At 60.9% G+C, this 18,598-nt stretch carries 13 protein-coding genes; 5 read left to right on the top strand and 8 right to left on the bottom strand.

Annotated features, from left to right (window positions below; all coding sequences use genetic code 11):
• Positions 1–30: 30 nt before the first annotated feature.
• Together CQ015_RS05975 and nudC are read right to left on the bottom strand one after the other, a co-directional pair.
• Positions 31–2,154 carry an ATP-dependent DNA helicase UvrD2 gene (locus CQ015_RS05975; protein ID WP_096284610.1) on the bottom strand — a complete coding sequence of 708 codons (2,124 nt, stop codon included), beginning with the start codon at positions 2,152–2,154 and terminating at the stop codon, positions 31–33.
• Positions 2,151–3,080, bottom strand: coding sequence for an NAD(+) diphosphatase (nudC, locus tag CQ015_RS05980; protein ID WP_105553000.1), 930 nt, complete (start codon positions 3,078–3,080; stop codon positions 2,151–2,153). Before nudC ends, CQ015_RS05975 begins: the two co-directional genes overlap by 4 nt.
• 164 nt (positions 3,081–3,244) lie before the next feature.
• Here nudC and CQ015_RS05985 point away from each other — a divergent pair, with 164 nt between their 5' ends.
• Positions 3,245–4,546 (top strand): phosphotransferase, encoded by a 1,302-nt coding sequence (locus CQ015_RS05985; protein ID WP_105649598.1) that lies wholly within the window; start codon positions 3,245–3,247, stop codon positions 4,544–4,546.
• On the opposite strand, the gene CQ015_RS05990 is transcribed toward CQ015_RS05985, so the two are convergent.
• The 3 genes from CQ015_RS05990 to CQ015_RS06000 are packed head-to-tail and all read right to left on the bottom strand — an operon-like array spanning position 4,536 to position 11,475.
• Positions 4,536–7,883 (bottom strand): ATP-dependent DNA helicase, encoded by a 3,348-nt coding sequence (locus tag CQ015_RS05990; RefSeq protein ID WP_105649576.1) that lies wholly within the window; start codon positions 7,881–7,883, stop codon positions 4,536–4,538. The genes CQ015_RS05985 and CQ015_RS05990 overlap by 11 nt on opposite strands.
• The gene (locus CQ015_RS05995; RefSeq protein WP_105649577.1) at positions 7,880–11,089 is read right to left on the bottom strand and encodes an ATP-dependent DNA helicase; all 3,210 of its coding nucleotides are present in this window, start codon (positions 11,087–11,089) and stop codon (positions 7,880–7,882) included. The genes CQ015_RS05990 and CQ015_RS05995 overlap by 4 nt, the downstream gene beginning before the upstream one ends.
• Complete coding sequence (locus CQ015_RS06000; protein WP_105649578.1) at positions 11,086–11,475, bottom strand: MGMT family protein; 390 nt, start codon at positions 11,473–11,475, stop codon at positions 11,086–11,088. Before CQ015_RS06000 ends, CQ015_RS05995 begins: the two co-directional genes overlap by 4 nt.
• A gap of 87 nt (positions 11,476–11,562) precedes the next feature.
• Here CQ015_RS06000 and CQ015_RS06005 point away from each other — a divergent pair, with 87 nt between their 5' ends.
• From CQ015_RS06005 to CQ015_RS06020, 4 genes are all read left to right on the top strand, one after another.
• Positions 11,563–12,246 carry a 3'-5' exonuclease gene (locus CQ015_RS06005; protein ID WP_096284601.1) on the top strand — a complete coding sequence of 228 codons (684 nt, stop codon included), beginning with the start codon at positions 11,563–11,565 and terminating at the stop codon, positions 12,244–12,246.
• Between the two features lie 243 nt (positions 12,247–12,489).
• Entirely contained in the window at positions 12,490–13,482 is a 993-nt protein-coding gene (locus CQ015_RS06010) for a methionine ABC transporter ATP-binding protein (protein WP_096284599.1), read from the top strand.
• Positions 13,483–13,485: 3 nt separating this feature from the next.
• Positions 13,486–14,166, top strand: a complete 681-nt coding sequence (locus tag CQ015_RS06015; protein WP_096284597.1) for a methionine ABC transporter permease — start codon at positions 13,486–13,488, stop codon at positions 14,164–14,166.
• A 106-nt stretch (positions 14,167–14,272) separates the two neighbouring features.
• Positions 14,273–15,124 (top strand): MetQ/NlpA family ABC transporter substrate-binding protein, encoded by an 852-nt coding sequence (locus tag CQ015_RS06020; protein ID WP_105649579.1) that lies wholly within the window; start codon positions 14,273–14,275, stop codon positions 15,122–15,124.
• Positions 15,125–15,210: 86 nt separating this feature from the next.
• Here CQ015_RS06020 and CQ015_RS06025 read toward each other — a convergent pair whose 3' ends face one another.
• From CQ015_RS06025 to hemB, 3 genes are all read right to left on the bottom strand, one after another.
• Positions 15,211–16,131, bottom strand: coding sequence for an amidohydrolase family protein (locus CQ015_RS06025; RefSeq protein WP_258137795.1), 921 nt, complete (start codon positions 16,129–16,131; stop codon positions 15,211–15,213).
• A 169-nt stretch (positions 16,132–16,300) separates the two neighbouring features.
• Positions 16,301–17,608 (bottom strand): glutamate-1-semialdehyde 2,1-aminomutase, encoded by a 1,308-nt coding sequence (gene hemL, locus CQ015_RS06030; protein WP_105649580.1) that lies wholly within the window; start codon positions 17,606–17,608, stop codon positions 16,301–16,303.
• Complete coding sequence (hemB, locus tag CQ015_RS06035) at positions 17,609–18,595, bottom strand: porphobilinogen synthase (protein ID WP_096284590.1); 987 nt, start codon at positions 18,593–18,595, stop codon at positions 17,609–17,611.
• Positions 18,596–18,598 lie beyond the last annotated feature (3 nt).

Raw genomic sequence — 18,598 nt, forward strand, 5'->3', positions numbered from 1 at the left:
GATTTTTCATTCCCTGCGAGCTGTCGATAACTAGCCTTGGTATTCGGCCAAAACCGCCAGTACCGCTTCACCGTAGCGTTCAAGTTTGCTGCGCCCCACTCCTGAGATTTTGCCCAGCCCTTGGACCGAATTCGGTCGATGCTCCGAGATTGCCATGAGCGTCGCATCGGTGAAAATCACAAATGCGGGAATCGAATTGCTCTGGGCCACCGAGGCTCGCCAGCTACGCAGCTGCTCAAAGAGCGCTTCGTCGTACGCGGCGGGGCAAGAGGAACATCGTTTGAGTTTCCGTTCCTTCGCAGTGGTCAAAAATGATCCGCAACCGGCGCAAACAGATGGCGTGAGTTTCTGCTGCTTGCGGCGAACCGGTGCTTGCTGCCGGCTGCTGGCCTGCCGCACAGATTTAATCCCGTCCAGGAATCTCGACGGATATCGATGCGCCCGGCCACCCGGGGTCCGGGCTAAGGACCACGACAGGTAGAGCCGTATGCGCGCACGAGTAATTCCTACGTAGAGCAGCCTACGTTCTTCATCGTAGCCAGCCTGGTCCTTCGCATAGGTGATCGGTACGAGTCCCTCGCTGAGGCCTGCCAAGAAAACAACGTCCCATTCAAGGCCCTTCGCCGCGTGGAAGGACGCGAGCGTGACGCCGTCCAAGGTCGGCGCATGTTGTGTCGCGGCGCGTTCTTCAAGTTCGCGGACCACATCGCGCAAGGTCACTTCGTGCCCCTGGTCGCCTTTGCCGGCAACCAGGTCGTCGGCCAGTCGCACGAGGGCGGATAACGATTCCCACCGTTGGCGTACCGCACCGGTGCTGCCGGTGGGAGCTTCCGGAGCATACCCGTGCGAGGAGAGCACATCGCGCACCAGCTGAGGCACCGACAAGTCTCCTGCAACATTTAATGCGGCGCGGAGTGCAAGCATTCCCTCTTTGACTTCACGCCTCGAGAAAAACCGCTCGGCGCCACGCATGACGTAGGAAATTCCGTGCGCCGTGAGCGCTTGTTCAAAGGCTTGAGACTGACCGTTGGTGCGGTATAGCACCGAGATTTCAGAGACGTCTTGCCCGTCTTTGACTAGCGCCTTGATGCGTTGTGCAACCTCATCCGCTTCCTGTTCATCGTCGGCAGCCTCGAAAAATTCAGGACTGGGTCCATGCTCGCGCTGGGCAATGAGTTCCAAGGGTTCTGGCCAAATGACGGTCGGATCAGGCATCGAAGTTTCTATCCGGCGCATGGACAACACCTTATTCGCCAGATTCACCACCTCGGGTGTCGAACGGTAGTCACGCACGAGCTTGACGACGGTTGCTTCGGGGAATCGGGTGCCGAAGTTCAACAGGTAATCAGGTCGGGCACCGGTGAACGAATAGATCGTCTGGGAGGCATCGCCCACCACACACAGTTCGTCGCGCCCACCGAGCCACAGGTCGAGCAGCCGCTGTTGCAGCGGCGAAACATCCTGGTACTCATCCACCACGAAATGTCGATACTGGGACCTGACGTTGGCAGCGACTTTCTCGTCTTCTTCAAGAATTGCGCTGGTAAGCAGCAAAACATCTTCAAAGTCGATCACGCTACGGTCGTCTTTGAGTTCCTCATAGGTTTGGAAGATGCGTGCCATGCTCACCGGTTCCAAGCCGTTGGGCAGATCTCTGCTGGCAGCGACCTTGGCGTAGCTTTCGGGAGAATGCATCGATACCTTGGCCCATTCGATTTCGGAGGCAAGGTCGCGCACCATGGCGCGGTCGCTCGAAATTCGAAGTCGGCGCGCGGATTCAGCGATGAGCGGCGCCTTGTGCTCCACCAAGTTTGGCAACGTCCCACCGACCGACTGCGGCCAGAAGTACTGCAGCTGCCGAAGCGCAGCGGCGTGGAATGTCCGGGTCTGGACGCCCGGCGCCCCCAGCAAGCGAAGCCGTGTGCGCATCTCGGATGCGGCACGGGTCGTGAAGGTCAGGGCCAGCACGCTGGTCGGGTTGTAGACCCCGGTATGCACACCGTGCGCTATGCGGTGTGTGATGGCGCGGGTTTTGCCGGTCCCGGCACCGGCAAGGATGCATATTGGGCCGCTCAGGGTCTCGGCCGCGAGCCGCTGTTCGGCGTCAAGCCCTGCCAAAAGATCGGGGGCCGTTATATTTTCTTGCTCGGTCACTTGCTTTGGGCCTCCGGGAGGGCTTCTCCGTACCAGTTACGGATCAGTGCGTGTGCGATGGAAATACCGCGCGGAATTTGCAGGGTGCCGGCGCTCAATTCGGAGCCGAGTTGTTCGCGGGTGAACCAGCGAAGATCGAGTATCTCGGCACCGTCAGGTACCAGCTGCGTGCTCAGTGCCTCGCCGGTGAAACCCAGCATGAGTGAGCGCGGCATTGGCCATGGCTGGGACCCACGGTAGGCAACATCGCCTACGTGTACCCCTGATTCCTCAAAGATCTCTCGACGCACCGCAGACTCAAGTGATTCTCCTGCTTCGACAAAACCAGCTAGGACCGAGTACATCTTGGATTTGAACATGCTGTTGGCACCGAGCAGCAAACGATCTTCGGAATCGACGATGGCGGCGATCACCGCCGGGTCGGTGCGCGGGAACAGCTCGTGGCCATTGTCCACGCAGCGTTGCACCCAACCGGAGGTAGAGGACCGAAGTTCGGAACCGCACCGGGGACAGAACACTTCGTTGCGTCTCCAGTTGGCTATTGCCTGGGCCTCAACAAACAACTCGGCCTGAGCCGCATCGAGAACATTAAATGCGTCTCGCAGCGTGGTCCATGATGACTCGGTCCGTTCATCAAGCACCGAGGAGTCGACAATAGCTAAAACAAATAAGTGCTGCTTGTCACGGCCAAGGTAGACGAATTTTTCCTGCCCGGACGCCTGATAGTCCGGGCCTGGGATCAAAAACAACGATTCGCCGTTTAGCGCAGCACCAAGCTCGGAAAGCAGCATCACTCGACTCTGCGGGTCGGCCATGACCTGTGGTAGCAGGTCAGGCTGGTCATGCTCGGTCACCGGACGCTCATACACGGATCGCGCGAAGCTCAATGAGGTGAGTGGTAATCGATATTTTTCTGCCAACGCCATACTCCTAACCTAGTGCAATTCGCTGAGCACTGGCTTGGTTTGGCTTCACGGTGAAAACAATTGCGAATGATCTAAATCGCATCTGCCGTCATGTGCGTTGAAACTAGCCATCTTCCGTGCGTCATTAACGAATGAAACGCCGGATCTCGCATACGGTGGAGGATGTGAAACGCTCTGCCATGGAACTCGCCGCTATTGCCACCGCCGCCGTGCCGGGATTGACCCCGGTAAGGTTCGCCGCGTTGTCCGATGATGCAGAAGACTTCGATTCGGCACTCATCGTAGATTCCCAAAAACACCGCTGGCGCGTACGCTCGCCGCGCCACGACGAAGCGAGTATGCGCCTGGAAGCGGAGCTTTCCGCCTTGCGCGCTTTTTCGGCCAAGGTCAGGGCCGCGCTTCCGTTCGCCCTGCCCTCTGTCGCCGGAACTGTGCGTCAGGGCCCCTTGCGAACCTTCGTATATAAAGATCTTCCCGGCCGGGTTCCCACCCTCGACGAACTTGTCGAGGAGGGAAGCAAGCTTGCGGTGGCCTTGGGTCAGTGCATGGCGGCGATCCACCAGATTCCCGATGATTCGGTCGAAGTTGCCGGATTGCCGACCTACACCGCCGATGAAGTTCGCCAGCGCAAGCTCAACGAGCTGGACACCGCCGCCGCGACGGGCCGAGTGCCTAGCCGCCTGCTGCGGCGTTGGGAGCACGCCATGGAAGATGTGTCGCTGTGGCGCTTTAACGCCACGGTGGTCCATGGCGACTTCGATGAAGAGCAGCTGCAGGTTTCACACTCAATCATTACCGCCGTCAAGGGCTGGACCGACTTGCATGTGGGCGACCCCGCCGACGACTTCGCCTGGCTCTCCGCCATTGATGACCAGAGCTTCAGCGAACGAGTATTCGCCGCCTATGTGGAGGCTCGCGGCAACTCAGCAGATCCGCACATCATGCGCCGTGCTGCGCTGGCTGCGGAATTCGCGCTCGCCCAGTGGTTGGTCAAGTCCCTGGACAGCAAAGACACCGAGCGCATTGCCGATGCCGACGAAATGCTGCAGGAACTGGATACGAATATAGCCGAGTACGGCGGTGAGCCGCTGTCCGTCGTTGAGGCTCCGCGCCCGCTGGCCGCTCCGGCATCCGCTTCGGTTGAGAAACCTGAAGTAGCGTCGAAGCCGAGCGCTCCGGCAATCAACTCTTCAAAGGTTACACAGCTTCCCGTCGAGGATGAGGTAGAAACCGACGCCCCACCGGAGGACAGCACGCCCAAGCCTCCAGCGGTCTCCGCCGTCCCCGTTGAAGCTGGCGTGCAGTCCCCCGCGGCACAGCACACAGACGACGCAGCGGCCGCAGGCAGCACTTCGCCGGAGGATGCCGCGAAGGCCGATTCGGGAAATAACCCTGCACCGGATGCGAAGCCAAGCGAGCCGGTGCCCGTGGAAGGCACCGACTCCAAGGAAGAAACTACTTCGTAGCTACCGTTTCGACCTGCTCCGTCAGGTTTTCGAAGGCCCCGGCGATCATGGATTCAAGTTCTTCTTCGGATGCCAGATATTCGGCGTGAATCGTGATGCCGGCGCCAACGTAGTAGAACGCGGCCTGAATCTGTTCCAGCGGGATCCCGTGCAGGCGTGACCAGCCAAGACGGTAGACCGCCAGCTGCACCAATTTGCTCTTCAGGTCCTTGCCGCTGGGCACCCTTCCGGTTTTCCAGTCGAGCATCAGCCAGGTGCCATCTTCAAGCTGGAAGACCGCATCGATGCGCCCGCGTACCGCAACCGGGCCCACACGTGTTTCCAGCGGCACCTCAACATATGCCGGTTGGCGTTCGGCCCATTCGCTGGCTAGGAACGCTTCCTTCATCGAGGCAAGATCCAGCACGTCGTCAATATATCGATCCGCTGGCTCGACGATCTCGCCTAGGTCGAGCATCTGGGTTTGTTCGTAGTATTCCTCGATCCAGGCGTGGAATGCGGTGCCTCGCCGGGCAGCCAGGCCGGGGCGGCGCGGAACGGGGCGGCGCAGGTTCTCCAGCACCTCCACAGAGTCTTCGGCAAGTTCAACGAACAATGAGGCCCGCACATGCTCGGGCGCAGCGATGACGCGTTCGCGGTTGTTCAGGAACTCGCGTTGCGCCAGCAACCTCTCCGCCTCGTCCTTCCAATGCTCCCCGAAGCCGGTCAGCATCTGGCTCGTCGCCTTGGCCGCAACAACGTCTTCGGCAAGCGCACTGAGCACCTCACGACGAGAATAGGGGTGCGGCGACTTTTGCACGGTGCCGGTAATCACCGGCCCGTCAAGCGGGTCGTACGGCCAGCGCGCCTCCATCGGTTGGGAGCGTACCGGATTTTCCTCGGGCCCCTGATCGTTTTCGACCCACACTCCAATTTCGGCGCGGGGTTCCTCCCCTTCGGCCAGTGGCAGCAGTGCGTCCATGAAGACCGAAGGTTCACAGGGCTTGGAGCGCGATCCCGACCAAATGCTGCTTGAACAGATCAGCAATGACTTAGCCCTGGTGACTGCCACGTAGGCGAGGCGGCGTTCTTCGGCAATATGATGGTCGTCCACCCGATCTTTGAAGATCGATTCGGCCTCGATCAGTTCCTTCAGCGCCGGCTGGTCGGTATCCCACTGCGGCAAATCGCCGGCATCTCCGCGCAACGGCCAAGGCAGCGCCTTATCGCCGCTGGTCCAACGATCGGATTTGGCTCCCGGGAAGACCCCCTCGTTCAAAGACATCACCGCGACGATGTCCCATTCGAGCCCCTTCGAGGCATGAATAGTCAATAACTGTACCGCCAGCGGATCAGCATCTTCGGAGGGCAGCGGGAGCCCCTTTTCCTTTTCGGCGGCCTGTTCAAGCCACATGAGGAAACCCGCCAACTCCACGCGCGGGGCATTGCGGCAATATTCGCGCACCACATCGGCGAAGGCATCCAGGTTCACCCGATATTTGTCCGCGGCAATCCACGGTCTGGCAGCCACCTCGATGTCCAGGTTCATGGCGCGTTCGACTTCTCGAATCAACGCTTCCAAATCATCGTTGGCGATCAAACGCAATTGCCGCAGTTCGGATCGCAGCGCTTCGAGCCGTTCATAGCCGGTATTCGACAACCGCCGGCCGTCGGAGCTCGTCCAACCAGCCGGAGGAAGGTAATCCAGCGCCTCGATCAGGCTTGCAGCGTCGTTGAGCTCCGCGCGGGCCGCCTCCTCCGTGCTTTGATTCTGGGTGATCGGTTCGGCGGAGTCCAGTTCGGGATTCAGCCCGCGCTCCCGGCGCCGGGCCAGCGAACGCGACCAATCGGCGAATGCTGCGAGGTCGGCGGCGCCCAAACGCCATCTGGCGCCTGCGAGCAAGCGCATCAGCTTGTCCGAGCGCAACGGATCCACCAGCACATGCAAACAGGACACGAGGTCGGTGAGCTCAGGGGTGCTGAGCAGCCCGGACAGCCCCACCAGCTGATAGGCAATGCCCCGTTCGCCAAGCACCTCGCCCATCACCGAGAGATTCGCCCGGTTGCGGCTGAGCACCGCGCTGGTCTTGTGCTCGGCACCGACGCCCTGGCGATTTTCTGCCACGATGAGGTCCGCGATCCGTTCGGCCTCCTCGCGGACGCTCGCGCAGCGATTGAGCACTACTCGGCCGGGCTGCGCAAAAGCCGAGGGTTCAAGCGGCTTGACGGAGACCGGTCCAATGGCCGGCTGCTGACCGCCAGCGGTAATGTGGTTTGCCGCGTCCAAGACGTTCACGGTATTCCGCCATGCCACCGTGAGGTGCTTGACATGTGCGAGGTCTCTGCTCGATTCGCGCACTATGGGGAATTCCTGGGGGAAGCGGAATAGCTGGCCGGCGCTGGCACCGCGGAATCCGTAGATGGATTGGTTGGGATCCCCCACCGCGGTCACCGGGTGGCCATCGCCATAAAGTTGCGAGAACAGCACCATCTGGGCATGCGAGGTGTCTTGGAATTCATCGAGCAGCACCACCTTGTGGCTGGTGCGCTCGGCAAGCGCCTCGGCCGGAACTTCCTGCGCAATATGCGCCGCGTGGGAGACCAGATCGCCGTAGTCCATCACCCCGAGTTTCGCCTTGGACAGGGCGTATTCCTGGGCCAGCTCGGCGATGGTCGCGCGGGAGGCGAGCCGGTCGATCATGTTCTGCGCCGCAACGGTCCGCTTCTTTTCCTTGTCCGCCTGCATCGGGAACAGGGAGACTTCGGCAATGAGGTTGTCGAGCCATTGCTGGGCCTGCGGCGGGGAGACCAGATGCTCGGAGGACTCGGAGCTGAATGAGACGATTGCGTCGATCAGCGTGCTGGTCGCCGAGCCGAGATGCTCGTAGTTTCCGGTATAGCTCTCCAACACCTGATGGGCCAGCTGCCAGGATTGCGCCGCACCGAGCAATACCGTGTCTTCTTCGATCCCCAGGCGAAGTCCGTAGTCCTGCACCAAGGTATTGGCATAGGAATGGTAGGTGGATACCGCCGGGTCCAGGAAGTCTCTGGTTTCCTCTTCACCGAGCAGCCCCGTGGCCACTAGCTGCGCGATCTTGGCTCGGATACGTGCGGAAAGTTCGCCGGCTGCCTTGCGCGTGAACGTCACGCCGAGGATTTCTTCCGGGCGAACCAGCCCGTTGGCGACGAGCCAAACCACCTTGTCCGCCATGGTCTTCGTCTTGCCGGAACCCGCGCCGGCGATGACCAGCATGGGTTCCAAGGGGGCACAGATGATCTCGGCCTGCTGCGCGGTTGGCGGGAACTGCTCCCCTAGGGCTTCGGAAAGTTCCTGCGGGGTGAATCGAATATTGCTCATGGTTCGGTGACCTGTCGTCCTTGCTCGCACAATGGGCAGATTTCGGGCAGCGTGCACGATCCGCGCAGGCCCTCGGAGCCAATGGTGTGCCGGGTGGTGAATTCGCTCTCGCCCATCAGCTCGGCCGCTTCGAGAATCAGCTCCCGCGCCCAGGTTTCTGTTCCAAGGGCCGGCTGATCCCGCAGGGTGGCCGACTTCGTCGGGGTACCGACGTAGACCAGCGACGCTCCGGCTGGTTCGGTGGAAAGCGCGGCGGTTTCATCGTGCTGCTGCAATGCACCGAGCTGCACCGCGGTCTGGTAGACGGCCAGCTGCGGGTGGGTTTCGGTGTCTTTGAGCGTTGGCGCTTTGCCACCGGTTTTCAGATCTACCACCGTGGCCTTGCCCTGCGCGTCGGCTTCCACCCGGTCGATGACTCCGCGCAGCTGGATATGCTTGCCTTCCTGCGGAACGTCAACCTGGAAGGACAGTTCTCTCGCTCGTAGTTCACGCCCGGAGGTGCGCATGGCGATGCTGTATTGCGCAAGTTTTTTGAGCATTTCTTCGGCTCTGTCAAAGTCGCGCTGCCCCTCCCAATTCGGGAGCTTTTCCAGCTCCGGCCACCGCTGCTCGAGGATGTTCGAGTATTCGCTCCCGCTGGCCTCCGGGTGCTCTTCGGCGATGGAGTGAATCAAGGTGCCCAGGGAGGCGGCGAAGTCATGCGCCGCTTCTCCCCCGGCGCTTTGCACAAACCAGTTCAGCGGCGACTTCACCAGGGTCTCGACCTTTGAGGGTGACACACGCAGCGGTTGATCGGCGGGAACCACCGGGGCGCTGGTGCTCAGTGGCTTCAATCCCCACCAACCCTTTGGGTGAGCGCCACGCACCGGGTATTCGCTGTCGGCCAATTGCCCTAGCACCGTGATGGCGTCGTGGTAGATCTCGTCGGCCGAAACGTGCTCGGGAGCGGGGACCGCGCCGAGTTGCGCGGCCTTGGCGCGTTCGGCCATCGAACGCAGTTCAGCCACCAGCGTGGGCAGGGCCCTGATTCGTGGGACCGCGGTGAGTTCTCGTTGCGCGCCGCCGTTTGGATCAACCAGGTCCAAGAACGATGAGGGTTGCGAGTCCTCGTTATCCACCGCCGTGCAAATCAACAATCGCGAGGCGCGCGAAACGGCGTTGCTGAAGCTTCGCATTTCATCATTGCGGATTCCGCGCACCAGCTGCGTCGGGGTGCGTGTGCTCAGGAAGGCCAGGCCGTGTTCTACCGCGTCGGCCAGGGCGTTGGAACCCAGCAGCTCACCGCGCAGCCGCAGGTTCGGCCAGCTGCCTTCCTGCAGGCCCGGAATGAATACGACGGGCCAGTGCTTGCCTGCGGCCGCCGCGGTGGTCAGCACCGTGACCGTTTTCGTCCCGGTGGCTCGCGAGGCCAGTGAGTCCATCGGCAGTTCCTGATGCAAAATGTGATCGATGAAAAGTTCCACGCTGGCACCGGGCAGCTGATCCACAAACCGTTCGGCTGCCTGGAATAGCGAAAGGACCGCGTCCAGGTCGTGATCGGCACGACGGGCGGTATTTCCGGTGCCCAGCGCTTCCTTGCGCCAGGCGTTGGCCCGGCCCGAAGCTTCCCACAACGCCCACAGCGCCGTTTCCGGGGTTGCCTGCCCGGTGGCAAGCTCGGTGCGCAAGGCACCGAACATGCTCAGCAGGCGTTCCAAGCCAAAGGCTACGGGCCCCAAGTCACGGCTCAGTTCCGGTTCATGAAGGCTCGCTTCGAGAAGCTCTTGGCTGGATCGCCGTCCGCCCACCGAGCTTTCGCGTTGGCGCAGCAGCTGCCTCAGGCGTCGAATTTCCAATGCGGTGCTCATTCCGTAGCGCGAGAGCAGCAGGTTCTGCATCAGCAGCGGATCGTCGCTTACGCCGCCGGCCAGGGCCAGCTGGACCAGGTCGAGCAAGGGCCGTACCGCGCCCTCATCCTTCAAGGGGATTTCGGCCGGTGGAACCTGGACCGCGATCCCTTGGCCTTCGAGGAACCGGCTGAAGGACCGTACCTGTGAACCGTTGCGGACCACGATGGCCATGTCGGAGAGCGGGAAGCCCTCGTAGAGATCCATCTGGACTATGCGTTGGGCTATGTAGCGTTCTTCCAAGGTGGAGTTTTCAAAGCACAGAGCTTGAACCTGCCCGGTTTCGGTTTCCGCTGGCGCTTCCAGTTTTCGTCCGCGCAGGCCGGCCGCTAGCGGGATTCGCCGCACGACGCGCTTCCAAGCATCCATAATGGCCGGTGCCATGCGCAAGCTGGTATCCAATTCGAAGAGTTGAGCCTCATCCTTGCTGCTGTAATTTTGCGAGAAACGGTTCAGCTCATCGGGGCGTGCACCACGAAATCCTTGGACCACATTATCTGGCGCCGCAAAGGCAACGAGCCGGCGATCACGCGCGATCAGCCGCAAAAGCCGATGCTGCGACAAGGTCGCTTCTTGCAGGTCATCGACGAGGATCAGCTGCAGTTTTTCGTGCTCTTCGGCCAGGAATTCTGGATGCTGTTCGAACAATTGGGCGGCACGGGTCATCAGACCCGCCGGGTCAAAAGCTTCCGCACTGCCTAGGTCCAGCAGGTCGCGGTATTCCTGATAGAAGCGTGCCGCGGCCACCCACTCTGCGCGCTTGGCCTGTTCCCCAAGTTGCGCAATATCTACCGGTTCAAGTCCAAGCTCAGAAACCCGGTCAAAGAATTCACGCAGTTCTTTCCTGAACCCGCGTGTTTCGACCGCTAAGTTCAAGTCCTCGGGCCACCCCGGGCCCGCGGTCAATCCCTGCTGGTGGCCTTCGAGGAGGTTGCCGATGAGCGTATCCTGTTCAGGTCCCGAAAGGAGTCGAGGAGCCCGTTCCAAATTCGGCAGCAGGCCTTCCAAGCGTGCCCTTCGGATGAGATCAAAGGCATATGCGGACCAGGTCCGCACCACCGGCTCCGTAAAAGTTTGATCCGCTCGGCGGCTGAGGTCGTCTCGAATGCCGGCAGCGGTCAGACGAGTTGGCGCAATAATCAACAGCTGCAGCGGATCCAAACCAGCGTCCAGATGCGCCACGGCTGTGTCCAGCAGGGCCGTGCTTTTCCCAGTCCCCGGGGCCCCGGTCACGAGGGTAGGTTTGGCTACCGTTGCCAGCCTCTCAAGCAGCGAAGACGTATCCAGTTGTGCCGGGTCGGTCATATCTTCCATGTTCATAGTTGATCATCCGCTTCGGACAAGTAGCCCGGTTGCAACGCCGCTTTGAGCGAATCGATTTGCGCCCATTGGGCATCGTTCGGTTTCCAGCGTGCTTGGGCCATATTTACGCGTCGACCCCGGCGGGGAGTGTTCTCCCGCGTCCACTCGTCCTCTCCTCGTTCGCCGAGTGCCAAAGTCAGGGTGCCGTCGGCCCGAAGAATGCGCCACCAGGGTGTCCCCTCCGGTGAACTTCCCATCGCCTTGCCAGCCTGCCGAGCGCCGCCGACCCCCAGGAGCTCTGCTACGTCGCCATAGCTGAGTACCGCTCCCGGCGGGACAAGTGCCGCCAGCCGATGGACGGCCTCGGCATACTCGAGGGGCAAGTGGCTTGATTCGGAGCTCATGTCCCTATTGTGCCAACTTGGACATCCTCATCCACAACCGGAGCGTCAGCCCAATGGTTGACCGAATGAGCGGGTAGCGTTGATTTCATGAATGAATGGCATAAGGGCCTTGCAGTTGGCTTTGACTTGGAAACCACTGGCGTCGACACCACTACGGCGCGCATCGTCACTGCGTCGGTGGTTCTGCTTGATGCCCAAGGTCAGGTTGTGAACCAGCGGGAGTGGCTGATTGATCCCGGCGTTGAAATTCCCGAGGCTGCTGCCGCGGTGCACGGCGTGTCCACCGAAAAAGCTCGCGCGGAGGGCATTCCTGCCGCTCAGGGCGTTGCCGAGATCCTCAACCTGCTCCAGTTCGCCGCCCAGCAGTCCCCGGTGGTCGCGTTCAACGCCGCCTATGACTTCTCCGTCCTGCATGCCGAGGCCTTGCGCTACGACCTGGTGCCGTTCATCCCCGGAAACGTGATTGACCCGTTCATCATCGACAAGCAGGTCGACAAGTTCCGCAAGGGAAAGCGCACGCTGGCAGCTGCCTGCGAACACTACGGCGTCGTCCTGGAAAATGCCCACACCTCCTTCGCCGATTCGGTGGCATGCGTGGCGGTAGCGCGAGCCATCGCCGAGAAGTACCCGCAGCTACAAGTTGATCCGCAGGATTTGCACGGCTGGCAGATCGGGTGGGCTCGCGAACAAGCCGCGAGCTTCCAGGAATACCTGCGCAAGCGCGATCCCCAGGCCCTCGTCGATGGCGCTTGGCCGATAAAAGACAGCTAAACCATGCATTTCCAGTGAATGTTAGGCACTTCACATCCTAAAAACTGGCTCCCGCGAGATTCCGGGTAAGTCATTAGTTCATCTTCAGTCACAAATCTGCGAATCATCTTCGATTCGTCCCCGATTTTGGCCGCATATGAAGAATAGTGAATGTGTTTTGCGGGCGGTTCGGGCGATATTGTTCGATAGTGATTCAATGGAGGGTACTCTCTATACCCCTTGAGAATTGAAGGAACGCGCCTAGTGATCACAGTTAGTGACCTGCGTAAGGTTTATCGTCAAGGCAGCAATGACGTTGTTGCACTGGATGGTGTCAGCCTTGAAGTCCCGACCGGGAAAATTCATGGCATCGTTGGACATTCCGGAGCTGGCAAATCAACACTTGTCCGCTGCCTGACGTTGCTTGACCAGCCTACGTCCGGCTCCGTTGCGGTTAACGGCAAGGAACTGACGAATGTCGACTCCGACGCGTTACGCAACGCTCGTCGCCGTATCGGCATGGTCTTCCAGCATGCCAATCTGTTCGATTCCCGAACCACCGAACAGAATGTTGCCTACCCACTGGAATTGGTGGGCACACCGAAGAAGGAAATCGCCGAGAAAGTTGCGCAGCTTTTGGAACTCGTCGGGCTGACGAAGTTCGCCAAGGGCTACCCATCGCAGCTTTCCGGTGGTCAGCGACAGCGCGTGGGTATCGCCCGCGCATTAGCGACAGACCCCGACGTGCTGCTCTGCGATGAGCCAACCAGTGCTTTGGACCCGGCCACCACCGATGAAATTCTTGAGCTGGTAAAAAAACTTCGCGACCGGTTGAACATCACGGTGCTGATCATCACCCACGAAATGCACGTCGTCAAGCATGCCTGCGATTCGGTTTCGCTGCTCGAAGCCGGCAAGATCGTGGAGCATGGCGACATCGAAGCGGTCATCACCAACCCTTCGGGACGTTTGGCTTCTACGCTGCTACCACTGCCGGGAGAAGCCCCGCAGGTAGAAGGTGCAGGTCGCGTACTTGATCTTCTCTACACGGGCGAACAAGCCACCGAGCCGGTCATCTCCGGCATCGCGCGAAAGTTCAACACCGACGTCAATGTCTTGGCCGGCTCCGTAGAGCATCTGGGTGATCAGCAGTTCGCGCACCTGCGAGTGCAGTTCGCCCCAGACGCGGACATCGCGGCAATTATCGAACATCTGAAGTCCACCGGTATTGCAGTGACCGTGAAGGAGGCCAAGTAAGTTATGGATTTCTTCGCTGAACTCTTAAACAATCCAGGTATCACCAAGGCCATGTGGCCTGCCACCGTGGAAACCCTGCAAATGACTTTGATTGCAACGGTTTTCACCATCGTCATTGGTTTGCCGTTAGGTATTTTGCTGCACAACACCGGTAAGGGCGGGTTGCTGCCAGTGCGTTGGCTCAATGTGGTGCTCTCCGGGATCATTGTCAACATCACCCGTTCGATTCCATTCGCAATTCTGATGGTTGCCTTGATTCCACTAGCCAAGGCAATTACGGGTGTCTCACTCGGACCGGTGGCCGCTTCCGTCTCGCTGACCATCGGCACGGTTCCGTTCTTCGCACGTCTAGTTGAGACCGCCCTGCGCGATGTCTCATCGGGCAAGGTTGATGCGGCGCTGGTAATGGGATCGACGAAATTGCAGGTCATTCGCAAGGTGCTCGTTCCCGAAGCGATGCCCGGGCTCATTGCCGCGTTGACCACAACCGTGGTCACGCTCATTGGTTATTCGGCGATGGCCGGTTTGGTTGGCGGTGGGGGTCTTGGCCGGCTGGCCTACAACTACGGTTTCCAGCGTTATGACATGGGAATCATGCTGGTAACCATAGTCATTATTCTTATCATGGTGCAGTTCGTTCAGATCGTCGGCGACCTGGTCGCGCGAAAGATCGATCATCGTTAGCTCAAAAACTTCCGCCGGAATTCCGGCGGGCCTGGTCGGCACGCATGTCGTACCAAAACTCCCCTTAGTTACCGGAAACGGTTCATACTCAAAGGAAATACTCACAATGCGTAAAAAGCTTGCACTCGCAATCACCGGTGTCGCAACCCTCTTTGCGGTGACCGCCTGCAGTAGCACCGGATCCACCGAGCCAACCGCTGCGGCCACGCTTGACCCAGCAAACCCAACCATCGTCAAAGTTGGCGCAAGCCCGATCCCGCACTCCCAGATTCTTGAATTCATCGATGAGAATTTGGCCAAGGATGCTGGCATCGATCTCGAGATTCAGGAAATCGACGACTACCAGACCCCGAACATCGCTTTGGCAGACGGCACCATCGATGCAAACTACTTCCAGACCGAGGCTTACTTGGCCCAGCAGGTTGCGGACAAGGGCTACGAGTTCGAGCACGGCAAGGGCATCCATCTGGAGCCATTGACCGTTTTCTCCAAGAATTTCGATAAGCCAGAAGACGTCACCGAAGGCGCACTGGTTCTGCTGAACAATGACCCGGTGAATCAGCTTCGTGGACTGCGTGTGCTGGAAAGCGCAGGACTGCTTTCGGGGCTAACCGACGAAGATTCGGCCCTCACCATTGAAGATGACGAAGCCAAAAACCCCAAGAAACTGACGTTCCGGGAAGTGAACTCGGAGCAGGTGCCGCAGTACTACACCCAGGACGACAACATTGGCCTTGCCGTGATCAACGGTAACTACATTGTTCAGGCAGAGCTCAACCTGGAGGAAGTTCTCGTTCAGGAATCCCCCGAGAACAACCCGAACTCCAACTTCCTGACCTGGCGTGCAGGCGAAAGCACCCCAGCTATCGAGAAGCTCGACGAACTGTTGCACTCCGACGAGGTAGCCAAGTACATCGAAGAGACCTGGACCGACGGAAACGTCATCCCAGCCTCCTAGCGCCAGGCAGCATCGCAGTGGTGTCCTTGTCCCGGGAATTCGGGGACAAGGACACCACTGCGTTAACCGCCCCTATCGCGCTTAAGCTAGGCAACCCCGGCTCGGGAAAGCCCCAGCAGCCGTGCCCCGTTCTCCCAGAGCACCGCTCGCATCCAGGATTTTCCGTGCCCCAACCGGGCCAATGCCTGCAGCTGATGCGCATAGGGATAAGGGATATTCGGGTAATCCGAGCCGAGAATGACTTTGTCCTGGAGTGAAGCCAAACGGGAAATATAGCTTTGCGGCATCGGCGCGAATTCGTTGGTGAAGTCGGTACCCACCATGGTCGTATCCAGGTAAACGCCTGAAAACGCCTCGGCAAGATCGGCAAATTCGTGATACTCGGGCATCCCCATATGCGCTATGACCAGCACGAGGTCCGGATACTTCTCCAGCAGGATTCGAACGTTCTGCGGCCCGGTGTAGTTGCCGCTCAACGGTGCCGAACCGGCATGGATGACCACCGGTATCCTGCTTTGCTCGAGGACTTCCCATGCTTCGTCGAGCAGCGCATCGTGGGGCGCGAACCCGCCGACTTGGATGTGGATCTTGAATAGTTGTGCCCCGGCATCGATGGCCTGCCGAACGTAGCTGCCTACCCCGGGCTCCGGGTAAAAGGTTGCGCAATGCAGTGCCCCGTCGACGCGTTCGGCGAAGCGCGCCGCCCAATCATTGAGCCAACTGGCCATGCCCGCCTTATGCGCGTACGAAAGCGCAGGGATAGCCGCCAACCCGATCTCACGGAGCCGTTGGATTCGGGCGTCCTCAGCCATGCGATAGGTAATCGGCCAGCAACGACCATAACGTTGCTCCGCCTCATCGAAGTACGCCCAGACCTTTTCCAGCATCGGCTCGGGCAGAAAGTGCACATGGATATCGGCCAACCCGGGTATGCCCAGATAGTCCAACAAATCCGGAATCTGCTCGTCGATCAGGGGAATCATGTGCTCGGCGATCGTCTCGGTCATCTGGCGCTCCTCTGGTTTTCACTGCCGTTGTTGATGCTGATGCTGTGGGCCAAGCTATCAGGGACCGCCGGCGGCTGCCCAGTTCCCGGCCCAGGAAAGCAAAGAGGCCACGGTAGCCGCTGCCCGGATGGGACGAGCGGCTACCGTGGCCTCTTGGTGCTGGTGGCTACTATGCGGTGGCCGCAGCGGCGGCCCGAGCGGCCGCTGGCAGTGCCGCGAAGATCTTCTCCATGGCTGCGTCGTCGTGTGCCGCGGAGAGGAACCAAGCCTCGAACACGCTTGGCGGCAGGTAGATGCCAGAGTCGAGCATCGAGTGGAAGAACGGCGCGTAGCGGAATGCTTCCTGCCCCTGCGCGTCGGCGTAGTTGTGCACGCCCTTGGCCGAGGTGCCGAAGGCCACCGAGAACAGCGATCCGACGCGCTGGATCGAGTGGTCCACCCCGGCGGTGTCAAAGGCCTCGCGCAGCGCGCCTTCCAGCGCGGTGGACGCCTTGAGGATGTGTGCGTAGACCTCCTCGGTGGCGTGGGTCAGCTGTGCGATGCCGGCCGCCATGGCGACCGGGTTGCCCGAGAGGGTTCCCGCCTGGTAGACCGGGCCCAAGGGAGCCAGATAATCCATCACCTCGGCGCGGCCGCCCAGGGCCGCGGTCGGCAAGCCGCCGCCGATGACCTTGCCGAAGGTGTACAGATCCGCGTTCCAGCCCTCTTCCTTGCCGGTCAAGCCCCAGTACCCGGAGGACGAGGCGCGGAAGCCGGTCAGTACCTCGTCGAGGATCAGCAGCGCGCCATGCTTGGCGGTGGTGTCCTTCAGGAACTTGTTGAACCCCGCCTCCGGTACCACCACGCCCATATTGCAGGGTGCGGATTCGGTGATCACGGCCGCGATATTCGCCCCATGCGCGGCGAACGCCGCGTCGATGGCGGCACGGTCGTTATACGGCAGGACCAGGGTCTCGGCGGCGGTGGCCGCGGTGACCCCGGCGGAACCCGGCAGCGCCAAGGTGGCGACGCCCGAGCCGGCATCCGCAAGCAAGCTGTCGAGGTGGCCGTGGTAGCAGCCGGAGAACTTGATGATCAATTCGCGGCCGGTGAAGCCGCGGGCCAGGCGCACGGCGGTCATGGTGGCCTCGGTGCCGGTGGAAACCATGCGCACCCGGTCCACCCCGCCCATGCGATCCTTGATCAGCCGGCCGAGCTTTGCCTCATCCGGGGTGGAGGCGCCGAAGGACAACCCGCGGTCGACCGCGGCGTGCACCGCCGACTGGATCTCCGGGTGGGCATGCCCCAGCAGGGCAGGACCCCAGGAACACACCAGGTCAACGTATTCCTTGCCATCGGCATCGGTGAGGTAAGCGCCCTTGGCGCCGACCATGAACGGCGGCACGCCGCCGACGGAGCCGAAGGCGCGCACCGGCGAGTTCACGCCACCGGGCATGACGTCACGGGCCTCGGTGAAAAGCTTCTCGGAATTCGACATTTATTTTTTTCCTTCGTTCAACCAGCCGGCGACTTCGGCTGCGTAGTAGGTCAAGATTTGCTGGGCGCCGGCCCGGCGAATGGAAAGCAGGGATTCGAGCACCGCGGCGCGGCGGTCGATCCAGCCGTTGGCCGACGCGGCTTCGATCATCGCGTATTCTCCGGAGATCTGATAGGCGGAGACCGGAACCGGGGACAGCTGAGCGATATCCGAGACGATGTCCAGGTAGCTCATGGCGGGCTTGACCATGACCATATCCGCGCCTTCGGCCAGGTCCAGTTCGACCTCCAGCAGCGCCTCGCGGCGGTTCGAGGCGTCCATTTGATAGCTGCGGCGATCCCCCTGCAGCTGCGAGTCGACGGCCTCGCGGAATGGGCCGTAGAAGGCGCTGGCGTATTTCGCCGCATAGGCGAGCACCGCCACTTCCTGCTGTCCGGCCTGGTCCAGGGCCTCGCGGATCACCGCGATCTGCCCGTCCATCATGCCCGAAGGGCCCAGGATGTGCGCCCCCGCCTCGGCCTGGACTACCGCCATCTCGGCATAGATTTCCAGGGTCCGGTCGTTGTCCACCCGGCCCTGGGCATCAAGCACGCCGCAATGGCCATGAGAGGTGAACTCGTCCAGGCACACGTCGGACATGATGACCAGCTCGTCGCCGACCTCTTCGCGAACGGCCGCGATGCCTCGGTTCAAGATGCCGTTCGGGTCGATTCCGGCGCTGCCGTTTTCGTCCCGGTCCTCCGGGATGCCAAAGAGCATGATGCCGCCCAGGCCCCGTTCGGCGGCATCCGCCGCGGCGGCCTTGAGCGAATCCATGGTGTGCTGCACGACCCCGGGCATGGAGCTGATCGGGTTCGGCTCGCCGATGCCCTCGCGGACGAAGGCGGGCAGGATCAACTGACGCGAGGACAGCTCGAACTCCGCGACGAGTCGGCGAACTGCAGGATTCTGCCGGAGCCGGCGAGGTCGGTGCTGAGGGAAAGCCATGTC

Source organism: Arthrobacter sp. MYb221, from assembly GCF_002979835.1.
GTDB lineage: Bacteria > Actinomycetota > Actinomycetes > Actinomycetales > Micrococcaceae > Glutamicibacter.